Source organism: Mycobacterium sp., assembly GCF_049647605.1.
GTDB lineage: Bacteria > Actinomycetota > Actinomycetes > Mycobacteriales > Mycobacteriaceae > Mycobacterium.
On sequence record NZ_JBARXZ010000009.1, the window covers coordinates 25,821 to 41,506 of the forward strand.

15 protein-coding genes are annotated in these 15,686 nt (G+C 66.6%); 5 read left to right on the forward strand and 10 right to left on the reverse strand.

Going from position 1 to position 15,686, the window contains the following annotated elements; all coding sequences use genetic code 11:
- Positions 1-68: 68 nt before the first annotated feature.
- Positions 69-731 (reverse strand): HAD family hydrolase, encoded by a 663-nt coding sequence (locus WBB07_RS01215; RefSeq protein ID WP_526303973.1) that lies wholly within the window; start codon positions 729-731, stop codon positions 69-71.
- Between the two features lie 45 nt (positions 732-776).
- On the opposite strand from WBB07_RS01215, the gene WBB07_RS01220 reads away from it, so the two are divergent.
- Positions 777-1,325, forward strand: a complete 549-nt coding sequence (locus WBB07_RS01220) for an SDR family oxidoreductase (protein WP_526303943.1) — start codon at positions 777-779, stop codon at positions 1,323-1,325.
- Positions 1,326-1,328: 3 nt separating this feature from the next.
- Here the strand turns inward: WBB07_RS01220 and metH are convergent, their stop codons facing one another.
- Positions 1,329-5,087: a methionine synthase gene (metH, locus tag WBB07_RS01225; RefSeq protein ID WP_526303945.1), complete on the reverse strand. Its 3,759-nt coding sequence runs from the start codon at positions 5,085-5,087 to the stop codon at positions 1,329-1,331.
- A gap of 390 nt (positions 5,088-5,477) precedes the next feature.
- Between metH and WBB07_RS01230 the strand changes: the two genes are divergently transcribed.
- Positions 5,478-6,359: a PAC2 family protein gene (locus tag WBB07_RS01230; protein ID WP_526303947.1), complete on the forward strand. Its 882-nt coding sequence runs from the start codon at positions 5,478-5,480 to the stop codon at positions 6,357-6,359.
- Between the two features lie 104 nt (positions 6,360-6,463).
- Here WBB07_RS01230 and WBB07_RS01235 read toward each other — a convergent pair whose 3' ends face one another.
- The 3 genes from WBB07_RS01235 to WBB07_RS01245 form a co-directional block, all read right to left on the reverse strand.
- On the reverse strand, positions 6,464-7,903 hold the full coding sequence (locus WBB07_RS01235) for a DUF1254 domain-containing protein (RefSeq protein ID WP_526303949.1): 1,440 nt from the start codon (positions 7,901-7,903) through the stop codon (positions 6,464-6,466).
- Between the two features lie 143 nt (positions 7,904-8,046).
- Positions 8,047-9,285: a cysteine--1-D-myo-inosityl 2-amino-2-deoxy-alpha-D-glucopyranoside ligase gene (gene mshC / locus WBB07_RS01240; RefSeq protein ID WP_526303951.1), complete on the reverse strand. Its 1,239-nt coding sequence runs from the start codon at positions 9,283-9,285 to the stop codon at positions 8,047-8,049.
- A gap of 35 nt (positions 9,286-9,320) precedes the next feature.
- Positions 9,321-10,088: a 3'(2'),5'-bisphosphate nucleotidase CysQ gene (locus WBB07_RS01245; protein WP_526303953.1), complete on the reverse strand. Its 768-nt coding sequence runs from the start codon at positions 10,086-10,088 to the stop codon at positions 9,321-9,323.
- A 210-nt stretch (positions 10,089-10,298) separates the two neighbouring features.
- Between WBB07_RS01245 and WBB07_RS01250 the strand changes: the two genes are divergently transcribed.
- Positions 10,299-10,793, forward strand: coding sequence for an META domain-containing protein (locus WBB07_RS01250; protein WP_526303955.1), 495 nt, complete (start codon positions 10,299-10,301; stop codon positions 10,791-10,793).
- A 7-nt stretch (positions 10,794-10,800) separates the two neighbouring features.
- Here WBB07_RS01250 and WBB07_RS01255 read toward each other — a convergent pair whose 3' ends face one another.
- The 5 genes from WBB07_RS01255 to WBB07_RS01275 form a co-directional block, all read right to left on the reverse strand.
- Entirely contained in the window at positions 10,801-11,613 is an 813-nt protein-coding gene (locus tag WBB07_RS01255; RefSeq protein WP_526303957.1) for an Rv2133c family protein, read from the reverse strand.
- Positions 11,597-12,184, reverse strand: coding sequence for an Rv2134c family protein (locus WBB07_RS01260; RefSeq protein ID WP_526303959.1), 588 nt, complete (start codon positions 12,182-12,184; stop codon positions 11,597-11,599). The genes WBB07_RS01255 and WBB07_RS01260 overlap by 17 nt, the downstream gene beginning before the upstream one ends.
- A gap of 133 nt (positions 12,185-12,317) precedes the next feature.
- Complete coding sequence (locus WBB07_RS01265; protein ID WP_526303961.1) at positions 12,318-13,013, reverse strand: histidine phosphatase family protein; 696 nt, start codon at positions 13,011-13,013, stop codon at positions 12,318-12,320.
- Positions 13,010-13,840 (reverse strand): undecaprenyl-diphosphate phosphatase, encoded by an 831-nt coding sequence (locus tag WBB07_RS01270; RefSeq protein ID WP_526303975.1) that lies wholly within the window; start codon positions 13,838-13,840, stop codon positions 13,010-13,012. Before WBB07_RS01270 ends, WBB07_RS01265 begins: the two co-directional genes overlap by 4 nt.
- A 93-nt stretch (positions 13,841-13,933) precedes the next feature.
- On the reverse strand, positions 13,934-14,233 hold the full coding sequence (locus WBB07_RS01275) for a hypothetical protein (RefSeq protein WP_526303963.1): 300 nt from the start codon (positions 14,231-14,233) through the stop codon (positions 13,934-13,936).
- 93 nt (positions 14,234-14,326) lie between these two features.
- On the opposite strand from WBB07_RS01275, the gene WBB07_RS01280 reads away from it, so the two are divergent.
- Positions 14,327-15,358: a YncE family protein gene (locus tag WBB07_RS01280; protein WP_526303965.1), complete on the forward strand. Its 1,032-nt coding sequence runs from the start codon at positions 14,327-14,329 to the stop codon at positions 15,356-15,358.
- Complete coding sequence (locus tag WBB07_RS01285) at positions 15,355-15,612, forward strand: DUF5703 family protein (RefSeq protein WP_526303967.1); 258 nt, start codon at positions 15,355-15,357, stop codon at positions 15,610-15,612. Before WBB07_RS01280 ends, WBB07_RS01285 begins: the two co-directional genes overlap by 4 nt.
- The last annotated feature ends 74 nt before the right edge of the window (positions 15,613-15,686 follow it).

Here is a 15,686-nt window from a genome sequence, read left to right on the forward strand (position 1 = left end):
TGCACCGTGAGTGTCGCCTCCACGATTGCACAGTCACACCGCGAAAATCGGGCGTTTGGCCGCTGCGTTTAGGTCTGCAGTTGAGCGTGGATGGTGCGCAGCTGTTCGAGACCGAGCGCTTTGAGCGAGTCCAGGTGTCGGCGACGTGGGCTCGTCGGGACCTCGACATCGTTGGGCACGACCAGCACCGGGCAGCCGGCGGTCTCGGCAGCCAGCGTCCCGGTCACCGAGTCCTCGACGGCCAGGCACTGTTCCGGCGCAAAACCCAGCAGTTCGGCGGCGCGCAGGTAGATATCCGGCGCGGGCTTGCCGTGGGGCACCTCGTCACCACAGACGGTGACCGTGAAGTACTGCCGCCCAATGCTGTTGAGCGCCTGCTCGGCCAGATCCCGGTAGGTGTTGGTCACCAACGCCATCGGGACGCCGGCGGCGGCCAACTCCTGGAGCAGTTCGTGGGCGCCGTCGAGCCAGGGCAGCCCGGCGGAGAACAATTCACCGGTGTAGGTGAACAGCCAATCCATGGACTCGGCCATGGCGGCGGGATCCGGTTCCAGACCCAGGTCGTCGTAGACGATCCGCATCACGCTGTGCCCCGAGCCACCGATGGTCGAGTGGCGCACCTCCGGGGTGAGCACTCCACCCATCCGCTCGTAGAGCTTGTGCATCGAGATGTCCCACAATTTCTCGGAGTCGACGAGTGTGCCGTCCATGTCCCAGAGCACCGCGCGCATGCCGACCATCGTCCCATTGTCAGATCCCGCCGATAGCGTGGGTCCATGGCCATTCTGGTGACCGGAGCCACAGGAAACATCGGCAGACGGATCGTCGAGAATCTGAACATGTTGGGAGTCAAGGATATTCGTGCCTTGACAACCAACCCGGCCAAAGCGGCACTCCCGGAATCTGTGACAGCAATCACCGGCTACCTGGGAAAACCGGAAACCCTGCCGGCCGCCCTGGACGGTGTCGACCGGGTGTATCTGGCACCCCTGCCCGACACCCTGGCCGCTCCCCAGGAGCAGCACTTCGGGGCGATGTACGACCTGACCGGCCCCGTTGCGCTGTCCCGCGGCGATATCGCACGGCAGATCGGCGTCGGCATCGGCAAGGCCGTCGAGGTGCAGCAGTGCAGCCGCACCGAAGCCGAGGACCTGCTGCGTCCCGTCATGGGCGACGGCGTGCGGTGGTACTTCGACCTGTTCGACGGCGATCCGGAACACCAGGCCGCCAACGACAACGTCGAACGGCTCACAGGCACACCCGCCGAGTCCATGGCCCGGTGGGCGGCCCGCAACGCCGACGTCTTCGGTGCAGCAGTGCCGTAGGGCTCAGTCCTCCGGGTTGTAGCCGAGGTTGGGTCCGAGCCAACGCTCGGCCTCGGCCAGGGTCCAGCCCTTGCGCCGCGCGTAGTCGGCGACCTGGTCCTGGGCCATCCGGCCGACCACGAAGTACTGCGACTGCGGATGCGAGAAATACCAGCCACTGACGGCAGCGCCGGGCCACATCGCCATCGACTCGGTCAGCTCGATACCGGTGCGCTCCTGGACGTCCATCAACTCCCAGAGCGTCGTCTTCTCGGTGTGCTCCGGGCAGGCCGGGTAGCCGGGCGCCGGGCGGATGCCGGAGTACTTCTCCCCGATGAGCGCCTCGTTGTCGAGCTGCTCGTCCGGTTGATATCCCCAGAACTCCTTGCGAACCCGTTGGTGCATCCGTTCGGCGAACGCCTCTGCCAGCCGGTCGGCCAGCGACTCCAGCAGGATCGCGCTGTAGTCGTCGTTGGCTGCCTTGAACTCGACGATCTTGTCGTGGCTACCGAGCCCCGTGGTGACCGCGAAGGCGCCGACGTAGTCGGCCAGACCCGTGTCTTTGGGTGCGATGAAGTCGCCCAGTGACCGGTTCGGGATGCCGGCCCGGTGCTCGCCCTGCTGGCGCAGGTTGTGCAACGTGGTCAGCACCGCGGTACGGGTCTCGTCGGTGTAGACCTCGATATCGTCGCCGACCGCGTTCGCCGGGAAAAAACCGATGATCCCGTTGGCAGTCAGCCACTCCTCCTTGATGAGGGTGTCGAGCATCTCCTGGGCATCGCCGTACAGCTTGCGGGCGGTCTCGCCGGCAACCGGGTTGTTGAGGATGTCGGGGAAGCGGCCCTTCATCTCCCATGCGTTGAAGAACGGCTGCCAATCGATGTACTCACGCAGCTCGGCGAGGTCGTAGCCGAGGAATTCTCGTACGCCCACACCCTGCGCGGGCACCGGCGGCGTGTAGTCGTCCCATTCGATCGGCGTCCGGTTCGCGCGGGCCTTCTCCAGCGTCAGCATCGGCCGCTCGCGCTTCTGGGCGTGCCGTTCCCGCAGGGCCGCGTAATCCTTCTCGGTGGCCTCCAACAGAGCCGGCCGCTGCTTGTCGTCGAGCAGGGCAGCCGCAACCGGCACCGAGCGGGACGCGTCCTTGACCCAGACCACCGGACCGCTACGCCGCGGCGCCACCTTCACTGCGGTGTGGGCACGCGAGGTGGTCGCGCCGCCGATCAGCAGCGGGATCTCCAGCCCTTCACGCTCCATCTCGACGGCAAAGTTGACCATCTCGTCCAACGACGGGGTGATCAGGCCGGACAGCCCGATGATGTCGGCGTTGTGCTCCTTGGCCGCCTCCAGGATCTTGTTCGCGGGCACCATCACCCCGAGGTCGATCACTTCGTAGTTGTTGCACTGCAAGACAACCCCGACGATGTTCTTGCCGATGTCGTGGACATCGCCCTTGACGGTCGCCATGATGATCGTGCCGTTGGTGTCCTTGTTCCCGGCCTCTACACCGGATGCTTCCTTCTCCGCCTCGATGAACGGCAGCAGATAGGCCACCGCCTTCTTCATCACCCGGGCCGATTTCACCACCTGGGGCAGGAACATCTTGCCGGCACCGAAGAGGTCACCGACGACGTTCATCCCGTCCATCAGTGGACCCTCGATGACCTCGATCGGGCGCCCACCGGCGGCGGCGATCTCGGCCCGCAGCTCCTCGGTGTCGGCGTCGACGTTGGCGTCGATGCCCTTGACCAGGGCGTGCGTGATGCGCTCGCGGACCGGCAGGTTGCGCCACTCGGCTTCGGGGCCCCCTTCTTTTGGGCCGTTCTCCGACTTGTTGAAGCGCTCGGCGATCTCCAGCAGCCGTTCGGCCGCGTCCTCGCGACGGTTCAACACGACGTCCTCGATGCGGTCCCGCAACTCGGGATCGATCGAGTCATACGGCACCAGCGCCCCGGCGTTGACGATGCCCATGTCCAGGCCGGCCTTGATGGCGTGGAAGAGGAACACCGCGTGGATCGCCTCGCGAACCGGATTGTTGCCCCGGAACGAGAACGACACGTTCGAGATACCGCCGGAGATGTGCACCCCGGGAAGGTTCTCCTTGATCCACGAGCAGGCCTCGATGAAATCGATGCCGTAGGTGGCGTGCTCCTCGATGCCCGTCGCCAGCGCAAAGCAGTTCGGGTCGAAGATGATGTCCTCGGCCGGGAAGCCGACCTCTTCGGTCAGGATCCGGTAGGCGCGCCCGCAGATCTCCTTGCGGCGCTCCAGGTTGTCGGCCTGGCCCTGCTCGTCGAAGGCCATCACGACCACGGCGGCGCCGTACTTGCGGCACAGCCGGGCCTCGCGGATGAACTTCTCCTCGCCCTCCTTCATCGAGATCGAGTTGACGATCGGCTTGCCCTGCACGTTCTTCAGGCCCGCCTCGATGACCTCCCACTTGGAGGAGTCGATCATCACCGGGACGCGGCTGATGTCCGGCTCTGAGGCGATCAGCTTGGTGAACCGGTCCATGGCGGCGACACCGTCGATCATGCCCTCGTCCATGTTGATGTCGATGACCTGCGCACCCACCTCGACCTGCTGCAGAGCCACCGACAGGGCGGTGTCGTAGTCCTCGGCCTTGATCAGGTTGCGGAACCTGGCCGAGCCGGTGATGTTGGTGCGCTCACCGATGTTCACGAACAGCGAACCGTCGGTGATGTTGAGCGGCTCCAGACCCGAGAGCCGGGTGGCCACTTCGAGCTCCGGCAACGCGCGCGGCGGCTTCCCCTCGACGACCTTGGCGATCTCGGCGATATGCGTCGGCGCCGTTCCACAGCAACCACCGACCAGGTTGACCAAACCGGCTTCGGCGAATTCTTCGATGTAGCCGGCTTGGCGCTCCGGGGACTCGTCGTATTCACCGAAGGCGTTGGGCAGGCCGGCGTTCGGGTAGCAAGAGACGAAAGTGTCGGCGATCCGCGCCATCTCGGCGATGTAGGGCCTCATCTCCGGCGCACCCAGCGCGCAGTTGAGACCCACCGCGATCGGCCTCGCGTGCCTGATCGCATTCCAGAAGGCTTCGGTGACCTGACCCGACAGTGTCCGCCCGGAAGCATCGGTGATGGTGCCCGAGATGATCACCGGCCATCGGCGTTCGCGCTGCTCGAACAGCGTCTCGACGGCGAACACGGCCGCCTTGGCGTTCAGCGAATCGAAGATCGTCTCGATGATGATCAGGTCGGAACCACCGTCGACCAGGCCATTGAGGGCTTCGAGGTAGGCAGCGACCAGTTGGTCGTAGGAGACGTTGCGGGCCCCGGGGTCGTTGACGTCCGGCGAGATCGACGCGGTCCGCGTCGTGGGCCCCAGCGCCCCGGCGACATAGCGGGGCTTGTCCGGGGTGCTGAACTCGTCGCAGGCCGCCCGCGCCAAGGCTGCTCCGACGTAGTTCAGCTCGTAACCCAGCTCCGCCATGTCGTAGTCCGACAGGGACACCGCGTTCGCGTTGAACGTGTTGGTCTCCAGGATGTCGGCGCCCGCCTCGAGGTACTCGCGGTGGATGCCCTCGATGATCTGCGGCTGCGTCAGGTTCAGCAGGTCATTGTTGCCCTGAAGTGCGGTCGGCCACTCCATGAATCGCTCACCGCGGTAACCGGCCTCGTCGGGGCGGTCCCGCTGGATCGCCGTGCCCATCGCACCGTCGATCACCATGATCCGCCGGCGCAGCGCTGCGGTCAGCTCGTCGGTGCAGTCGGGGCGAATGTTCGGTTCCCAGGCGTCCACGTAGGTTCCTTCCATGACGGAAGGCGTCCTTAGCTCTGCCGAGCGTGGCGGATACCGGGAGGCACCTGGCCCCTCGATAGCCGTTGCAACGCCTCTCGACGGTGAAAAGTCTACGTCGTCACTCACTCAGTCACTCACTCAAAGTCTGGACACCCGTCTCGTCACCGCAATCGACCGCCAAAGCCGCTCGGCGATCGAGCTCCCCATCAGCGACAGCTCGCGGAATCGTGTCGGGGAATGTCGTCGCTACCGAGGTTCAACCCGATCCCGGTTGAACCTATTTCGTTGTCGCCGGCAGCGGGAATCGCCCGCTCCACTCACCACGACAGCGTGGTCGTTCCAGACAAATCTCAGCGGGTCGCGCCTGTTGGCACTTCCATGGCGCGGAGGCCTTAGGCTGGATTGGTGACACCCTCGGATCCGCGCAGCACCGATCTGCCAAAACTGCACAACACAGTCGTTGTGGCAGCGTTCGAGGGCTGGAATGACGCAGGTGACGCCGCCAGTGACGCGCTGGAACACCTCGATGCCATCTGGGAAGCCGAGACCATCGTCGAGATCGATGACGAAGCGTATTACGACTACCAAGTGAACCGGCCGGTCATCCGCCAGATCGACGGTGTGACCCGCGAGTTGGCATGGCCGTCGATGCGAATCTCACACTGTCGCCCACCCGGCAGTGAACGCGACATCGTGCTGATGCACGGCGTCGAACCCAATATGCGCTGGCGCACCTTCTGCGCCGAATTGCTGGCCATCGCCGACAAGCTGAACGTCGACACGGTGGTCATCCTGGGTGCGTTGCTGGCCGACACCCCGCACACCCGCCCGGTGCCGGTGTCGGGAGCCGCCTACTCCCCCGAATCGGCGAAATTCTTCGGCCTCGAGGAAACCCGGTACGAGGGCCCGACCGGCATCGCGGGTGTGTTCCAGGACGCCTGCGTCAACGCCGGGATCCCGGCGGTGACGTTCTGGGCCGCGGTGCCGCACTACGTCTCGCAGCCGCCGAACCCGAAGGCCACGGTCGCGTTGCTGCGCCGGGTCGAAGACGTCCTCGACATCGAGGTGCCGCTGGCCGATCTGCCCGCCCAAGCCGAGGAATGGGAACAGGCCGTCACCGAGATGACGGGTGAGGACGACGAGATCGCCGAGTACGTCGCCTCCCTGGAGCAGCGCGGCGACGCCGAGGTCGACATGAACGAAGTGATCGGCAAGATCGACGGCGACGCGCTTGCCGCCGAGTTCGAGCGCTACCTGCGGCGGCGTGGCCCGGGGTACCGGGGCTAGAGGCAGAGCCCGGGGTACCGGGGCTAGAGGCAGAGCCCGGGTACCGGGGCTGGAAAGCAGCACCCCGGGTACCGGGCCTGAAGGCCCGGCCCCGGCTACTCGAACTAGCTGACCTTCACCGGCACCGGCGCCGTCCAGGTGCCGTTGAGCGCGTCGGGCTTGGGCAAGTACAGCCGCAGGGCGAGCCGGAACGGACCCTCCGGCGCAGGCAGCCAGTTGGACTCCTGCTCGGCGCCCGGCGAATCATGCTGGACAAACAGGGTGTAACCCCCGTCGGGGTCGGCGACCAGGCTGGGCAGCATCTCCGAATTGATCAGATAGCGCTGGATCGGATTCTCCACCAGGAGGCTCTGCGGCATCTCGTACATGGTGAGCGACCAGAACGCGTTGACCGGCGGCAACTGGCCGGGCGCAAAGCGGTAGGTGTAACGGTTGGCGCCGGTCAGCGGGGCACCGGTGTCGTCCACGTCGGAGATCGGGTAGGTCGCTTCGTCCTTGGAATTGCCGTAGATGCCGAGGACGTCGCCTGCCATCCGGTAGAGGTAGTTGTCCCCGATCTCTTCGGGGCTGCCGAAGAGATCCGCGGAGCTGACCTTTCCGGTCGCGATCTGCTCCTTCTGGAAGGTCTGCAGTTCGGCCCAGGCGTCAGCCATGCCGCCCTCGATGTCTGCGCGCAGTTCGGGGCTCAGCTTGTCGGCGTCGAAGTCGCCGTCGGGGCCGATGCCCAGGGTGGCGAACCGGTCCAGCAGAGGTTGCTCGCCGTCGCGGCCCGGGGCGAAGCGCATCGCGAAGTTTAGGATCTCGAAGAACTGCGGTGAGGTCTTCTGCTGCTCGGCGCTCAGCGGCGGCACGAAGTCGATGGCCGGGGCCGGGGCCGGGGCGGGCTGACCCAGGTAGGCCGACAACGGTTCCACGGTGTATCCGGCCTGGATCTTCTCCACCTCGGCGAGGTCGGACGGCCCGAACAGCTGGGTGCGGTAGATCACCCCGGTGAGCTCGGAGTCGGAGCGGATCACCTGGTCGACGCCCTCGGGGGTGTCGCCCTGCCAGTTCGGCCCCGCCAGCAGGAACTTGCCGCCGCCGTTACCCGTGGTGCGGGTGCCCACGTAGGCGATGTTGGAGGTGTAGCCGTCGATGAACTGCAGTGAGTAGTACCGATCCTGGGCGATCGACGGCACCGTCAGGACCAGGGGTTCGGTGCGCAGGTCCGCGCCGAGCATCGAATACGGGGTGTCGGAGTTGGGCGTCTGGACCGCCGTGTCCTGCGGCGTGAACAGCCGCGCCGTGCTGTGCACCTGATTCCAGTCGCCCTTGTAGTCGGGGTCCTGTTTGTCGACGAAGTAGGAGTACTGGATGCGGTAGTTGTCGACGATCGGAAAGCCGTAGATATAGGCCTCTTTGGCGATGGCACGGGCATCTGCCGGAGCGACGACGTCGGGAGCTGGCGCGGGGGGTGTCGGCGACGACTGTTCGTCGGAGTTCGGGCCGGTAGCGCAGGCCGCGACGAGTATCGCGATCAACCCGAGGTTGAGTGCCAGTTTCATCGATCCTCCAGATCAAGGGGGCGCACAGTAGAAGTGCACTGTCAGCGTAGGCACCCGAGGGTCGACAACCGCCCGTGTTGGCCCACCGGCGGCCCGCGTGTCGCACCCAGCTACCTGGAGGTACCCCCAGCACGCTCGCCGGGTTAGAGCCGCACTCCCAGCAGCGCGTCGACCGCGGTGGCGACGAGCCGGGGCGCCGTGGCGTCGTGCCCACCGTAACGCTGGGCGTCTTCGCACCAACCGTCAAGGGCTACAAGAGCTTTCGGCGTGTCCAGGTCATCGGCGAGGTACTGCCGAACCCGGTCGATGACGTCGCGGGCGTCGGGACCGGCCGGCAGCGACGTAGCCTCACGCCAGCGGGCCAACCTGGCCTGCGCCTGCTCGAGCACCTCGGGGCTCCAGAACCTGTCCTGCCGGTAGTGACCGTCGAAGAGACCCAGCCGGATCGCGCCGGGATCGATGCCGTCGGCGCGCAATGTCGACACCAGCACCAGATTGCCGCGACTCTTGGACATCTTGTAGCCGTCCCAGCCGATCATCCCAGCGTGCACGTAGTGGCGGGCGAACCGCCGCTGTCCCGTCACCGACTCGGCGTGGGCGGACGAAAACTCGTGGTGCGGGAACACCAGGTCACTACCGCCACCCTGGATATCGATCCCGAACCCGATGCGGCTCAACGCGATCGCCGCACACTCGACGTGCCAACCGGGGCGTCCCGGCCCGAACGGCGACGGCCAGGCCGGTTCCCCGGCCCGTTCGGCGCGCCACACCAGTGCATCCAGCGGATCGGCCTTGCCGGCACGCTCGGGATCGCCACCACGCTCGGCGAACAACACCTGCATCGTGTCGCGGTCGAATCCGGATTCATAACCGAACTGCTCGGTGGCATCGGCCCGGAAGTAGACGTCCGGGTACTGCGCGTCGTCGACCACATAGGCGGCGCCGGAGGCCAGCATCTTCTCCACCAGCTCCACCACCTCGGCGATCGCTTCGGTGGCGGCGATGTAATCCCGGGGCGGCAGCACCCGCAGCGCGGTCATATCGTCGCGGAACAGCTGGGTTTCGCGATCCCCGAGCTCCCGCCAGCCGATACCGTCACGGTCTGCGCGTTCGAACAGCGGATCGTCGATATCGGTGATGTTCTGCACGTAGTGCACGTCGTGCCCGGCGTCGAGCCACAACCGGTGGACCAGATCGAATGTCAGATACGTTGCGGCGTGCCCCAGATGGGTGGCGTCGTACGGGGTGATGCCGCACACGTACATGGTGGCGGTCGCCCCCGGCGACACCGGCCGCACCTGCCGATCGGCACTGTCGAACAGCCGTAGCGCAGGTCCCCGTCCAGGCAACTCCGGAACAGCACCGGCCGACCAAGATTGCATGCCCTGACTCTAACCGGCCTCGTGGTGCGACTCGGTCAGCCGGCCAACCTCATGGCGCCGAGCAGCTGGTCGGCGAACTCGGGCCTGCAGAACAGCAGATCCGGCAGATAGGGATCCTCACGGTTGTACAACATGGGCGAACCGTCGATCCGCGAGGCATGCAGGCCGGCGGCGAGCACCACCGCGGCCGGCGCCGCGGAGTCCCACTCCCATTGGCCGCCGGCGTGGATGTAGGCGTCGACCTCACCGCGCACCACCGCCATCGCCTTGGCCCCGGCCGATCCGATCCGGACCATCTCGAAGTCCACCGTCTCGGCGATCCGGTACAGCACGCGGGGCGGCCGGTTGGTGCTGGCAGTGATGCGGATCGGACCGGGCTTGCGCGCCGGCGCCGTCGGCACCGTGTCGGTGCGGTACACCTCACCTCGTGCCGGCAGGCTCACCGCCGCGTCGGTGATCGTCCCGTCAGGCCCTCCGGTGCGCTGCCACAACGCCACGTGCACCGCCCAGTCCTCCCGGCCGGGAAGGGAGTACTCCCGGGTGCCGTCCACCGGGTCGATGATCCACACCCGGTCGGCGGCCAGCCGGCGCGCAGTGTTGTCGTGAGCTTCCTCACTGAGCACCGCGTCATCGGGCCGTTCGGCACGCAGCCGCCGCAGCAGCAGGTCGTTGGCCCGGCTGTCACCGTCGTCGCCGAGTGACCACGGATGGTCGAAACCCATCTCGTCGCGCAGCGCCAACAACAGTTTCCCCGCATCGGCGGCAAGATCGGCTGCCAGCGCGGCATCGTTGTGAGGTTGCACCCTCCCAGTATCCGGGCCGGCGCCGACAGACGTCGGATCGGGCACCTCGCGCGGGTGAATTCAGCCCGTCGGGAGCACGTCGTACCCGGCGACCTGGGAGCTGATCCAGTCCAGATGGGCCGGAGCGGTGACACCGGCCACCGCGCTTACTGACACGATGGTCAACAAGCGCATCGTGACAGCCATGGATGGCGTCGATCTGGAGGTCGGATGGTCGGGATCACAGCAAGACCGGATCGGGGTGGCGGCGCCCGGATGGCCCGTACCGTCGGCGCCGTCGTCGCACCGCCGTTGCTCGCGGTCGGGTTCCTGACGGGGTGCACCACCCACACCCCGCCGCGCACGCTGGAAGACACCAGTTGGCGGCTGGTGTCGATCGAATCGATGAACGACGCCGACGGCCTCACCTCCGTGCCCCGGTCGACCCCGTTCACCGTGTCCTTCGGCGCCGACGGCAACGCCTCGTTCCAATTCGACTGCAACCGCGGCAGCGGCACGTTCGAAGCCGAGCCCACCGGTGACGGCACCACGGGATCACTGAAGTTCAACCCCATCGCCGTGACCGAAATGGGCTGTCCGACAGAATCACTGGCAACCGAGATCGGTGCCGCCCTACCGAACGTCCGAGGTTACGTCTTCAAAGGCGAACAGCTGCACATGTCACTGATGTTCGACGGCGGCATCCTGAACTGGGACCCGGCCTGACAGGTGATCAGAACGCCGGCCACGGGATCGGGCGCCGCCGATCCGGGGTGGGCATCACCGCGTCCCGCAGCATCTCTACGGCCCGAACCCCCAGAGCCACCACTTCCTCGGTGGTGATGTGCCGGGCCAAGAGATCCCCCAGCTCCCCGTCGAGCGCCTCCACCAGCCCGGACACCGACTCCAGCATGTCGTCGTCCACCGGCTTGCCCGCCCAGCCCCACAGCACGGTGCGCAGTTTGTCTTCGACGTGCAGGCACAGACCGTGGTCGACTCCGTAAACCCGGTCGTCGACGCCGTGCAGAATGTGCCCACCCTTGCGGTCGGCGTTGTTGACCAGCACATCGAAGACCGCGATACGCCGTAACCGGATGTCGTCGGCGTGGATCAGCAGCACGTCGTCGCCGGCATGGTCCTGGGCGCGCAGCACCGCCAGGTACCCGGCGGGCAGGCGGTCGACGGGACACAGATCCACCATGTCGAGCGTCCGGGCCGGCTCCGCATCGGTGTCGCCGGGCTGTTCCACCCACAGCTGGCACATCCCCGGACCGGCCGGACCGTCGCGAATGATCGTGTACGGCACGATATTCCAGCCCAGCGCAGCAGACACCAGATGCGTGGCCAGTTCCCGGCCCGCGAGGGTGCCGTCGGGAAAATCCCACAGCGGTTGCTCGCCGGCGACCGGCTTGTAGACACAGTGGGCAGTCTGGCCGTCGAGGGCGACCTCACACAGAAAGGTGGCGTTGCTGGCCGAGCGGATCCGGCCCAGGACGGTCAGTTCACCGTGTTCGAGCAACCCCTCGGGATCACGTAGCGGGGTCATCGTCTGACCCGAACAGCTCGGCGCGGCGGTAGCCGTTGGTGCGGACACAGATGTGTCCCTCCGGGTCCAGCGGCTCCTCACACAGCGGACACGGCGGCCGACCGGCGGAGATGACCCGGTTGGACCTGTTGGCGAACTGACGCGCCGATTCCGGAGTCAGGAACACCCGCACCGCGTCCGGTCCCTCTTCGGCGTCGTCGAGCACCACCGAGGCGTCGAATTCGGTGTCGGTCACGGCCAGCAGTTCGACGACCACCGTCTGCGCTTCGGAATCCCAGCCCAGCCCCATGGTGCCCACCCGGAATTCGGCGTCCACGGGGGTCACGAGCGGGTTCAGATCCTCGACGACAGCACCCTCCGGGGGAAGCGGGGTGCCGAATCTGCGGTTGACCTCGACCAGCAACGCGCCGATACGCTCCGCGAGCACCGCGACCTGCTGCTTTTCCAACACGACGGACACCACCCGGGCGTCGTGAATGGCCTGCAGGTAGAACGTGCGGTTGCCGGGCTGCCCGACGGTACCGGCGACAAAACGGTCGGGTGTTCGGAAGACATGAATTGCGCGCGACATGACTCCTCCAAAATACCGGTTACACGATGTCAGCAGTAATCGGGCGAGACCGGGTGCCCCCACCGTGGTCTGCCGAAACAGAACTCAGTGCGCGAAACGGCACCCCGAATCGACCGGGAGTTCTGTTTCGGTGCTAGTCAGTGGACCCGCCGACCACCGCGTCGGAAGGGTTCGCGGAATCCGCGCTCTCGGCCGGCGGCGCACTGAGCGCCGAGGCCAGCCCGGCACCGGTGTGGTTGACGTGCACCACAAACGGCCGCAGCGTGGTGTAGCGAATGACACTCATCGACGCCGGATCGGCGGTGATGCGTTGGAAACTGTCCAGATGGGAGCCCAGCGCATCGGCGAGCACACTCTTGATGACGTCGCCGTGGGTGCATGCCACCCACAGGGCGTCACCACCGTGTTCCTCGGCCAGCCGCCTGTCATGCTCACGGATGGCGGCCACCGCCCGGGCCTGCACCTGCGCCAGGCCTTCGCCGTCGGGAAACACCGCGGCGCTGGGCTGCTGCTGCACGACCGCCCACAACGGCTCCTTGACCAGCTCGCCGATCTTGCGGCCGGTCCAGCTGCCGTAGTCGACCTCCACCAGTCGATCATCGACCAGCGGTGTCAGACCGAGCGCGGCGGCGATCGGTTCCAGCGTTCGACCGCACCGCAGCAGCGGTGACCTGATCAACGCCTTGATCGGCAGGCCGGCCACCCGGTCCACCAGTCCGGCGGCCTGTTCCCGTCCTTTGTCGTCGAGGTCGACACCAACGGATCGACCGGCCAGGGTGTGCGCGGTGTTGGACGTCGAGCGTCCGTGACGCAGCAGGATCACCGTCACTGCGCGGCCACCACCCCGGTGCTGAGCAGGATCAACATCAATACCCCCAGCGCGATGCGGTAGCCGACAAACCAGTACATGCCGTGGTTGACCAGGAAGCGCAGGAACCAGGCGATCGCGGCGTAGCCGACCACAAACGCGATCAGGATCGACACCAACAACTGCGGGCCGGTGGCGCTCATCCCCTCGGTCACCGGGGCAAACGCGTCCGGCAACGAGAACAGTCCGGAGGCGAACACCGCCGGGATCGCCAGCAGGAATCCGAAGCGGGCGGCCAGCTCACGTTCCATTCCCAGGAACAGTCCGGCGCTGATGGTCGCACCCGACCGCGACACCCCGGGCACCAATGCCAGGCACTGCGCAAACCCGACGACCACGGCGTCGCGCCAGGTCAGCTTTTCGACGGTGCGGGTCTGCCTGCCGAAGTACTCGGCGGCGGCGATCACCACGGAGAACACGATCAGCGCCGAAGCCACCAGCCAGAGATTGCGGGCGCCGCCACGAATCTGATCCTTGAACAGCAGGCCCAGCACACAGATCGGGATGGTGCCGATGATCACCCACCAGCCGAGCCAGTAGTCCGCGTTGCGACGGGCTGCGTCACGCAGGCCGGAAAACCAGGCCACCAGGATGCGGCCGATGTCCTTGGCGAAGAACACCAGGACTGCGACCTCGGTGCCCAGCTGGGTGACCGCGGTGAACGAAGCGCCGGCGTCAGCGTCGAAGAAGGCCCTGGACACGATGGCCAGGTGCCCTGATGACGAGACGGGTAGGAACTCGGTGAGGCCCTGCACAACCGCCAGGACGATCACTTGCAGCCACGACATCGCCGCCACTGCCGTATCCAAGACTCAGGCTCCTCCCCGCCGACTGCTGCACCAGACCGTACCGTGGGCGGGGCAGTGGAGCGCGGGCAGCGGCTAGCGCGGGACCGGGGCCGCCGCCGACACCGCGTCTCGCACCGCTGCGGCGACACTGCGCTCGTCGGAGAGGTCGATGTCCACCAGCCCCCGGCTGGCGGTAGCCACGATGTCTTCGGCCTGCGGTACCGGACCGGCCAGCCGCGGCCGGTACACCTCCACCACCAACTGCTGCCGTTCTATGCGAAAGGAGAAACTGCGACCGTCCCCGACCGCACCGAAGCCGCTGGCATGGATCCCTGGGGTGATGTCTTCGAAGAAGAATCCACCTGCAACATCTCGCTCGGGGGCCAGAGTCATGTATTGACCATACCGTCAATACGCAACGCTGCGTAGCGTTTCCTAGAATCGTCTGTCCAGGAGATCACCATCATCACGCGCGAGAGTTACCCCTTGAATCTGCGAACAAAACCTGCCGCAGCCCGATTCGCGGCTTTGCTGGTGCTCGCGCTCGCGGGCGTGTCATGCTCGTCGAACACGATCGACACCGCCCCACCGACCATCGAACCGGCCCGCGCGGCCGTGTCCCCCCCGGCGGCGGTGACCCCCGCCGGCACCGTGCGGCCGCTGCCCGAGCACCCGACTGCGGCCGTCTTCGACCCGGCGGCCCGAGCCCTGGTGGTGGCGGCACCGGCCACCCCGGATACCAGCACGCTGACCGTGGTGGGCGACACCGAACGCACCATCGAGGTGCCCGGCCACGTGACCGCGATGGCCACCGACCACAAGGGCACCGCCTACCTGTCGACCCGGGGCGGGTACCTCGAAGTGGAACTGGGATCGGGCATCACCCGGCGTGTCGATGTCGCCGCGGACAACGGGACCGCCGACGAGACCGACTTCACCGCGATCACCGTGCGCGATGACGGCCGCGTGGTCCTGGGCAGCGCCGACGGCGCGGTCTACCTGCTGGCCGACGACGGCACGGTGGAGCACCGGGTGAAGATCTTTGCGCGCGTGGACGACCTGGCCGCCACCGGGGACACGGCCGTTGTCCTCGACCGTGGCCAGACCTCGGTCACCAGTGTCAATGCCAACGGCAAGGCTCAGCAGGCCCTGCGGGCCGGCGACGGTGCCACGGCCATGGACATCGATGCCGAGGGCCGACTGCTGGTCGCCAACACCCGCGGCAACGAGCTACTGGTCTTCGGGGTGGACCCGCTGATCATGCGGCAGCGCTCCCCCGTCCCGGGCGCGCCGTACGGGATCGCCGGATCGTCCGACCTGGCCTGGGTGTCAGAGACCGCGAACAACGTCGTTGTTGGATACGATCTGGCGACCGGAACACCCGTGGAGAAAGTGCGTTACCCAACTGTGCAGCAACCCGACTACCTGGCTTTCGACAACAGCAGCGGCACCTTGTACGTGGTGTCGGGCTCGGGCGCGGGTGTCCAAGTCATCGAGAACGCGGCGGATGCACCGTGACGGCCGCCCACCGCGGCCGGATGCCACGAGGCTGGGAGAACGACCTCTCCGACGACTACGAGTGGGTGCCGCTGCGGCTACCCCCTGACGTCACCCGACTGACCGCCTCCACCCGGCTCTCGATCGAAGCCGAATACCGCGGCTGGGAACTGACCAAAGTCCGGCTGTACACCGATGGGACTCGACGAGTTTTGCTGCGACGCAAGAAATCCCGCGTACTGAACCCCTACGCCCCCGACCTGTCGGAGCTCTGAGATGCTCTACGACGCACTGCGCCGGGCCATGTTCATGCTGCCACCCGAACGCATCCACACCGTCGCCTTCGGGG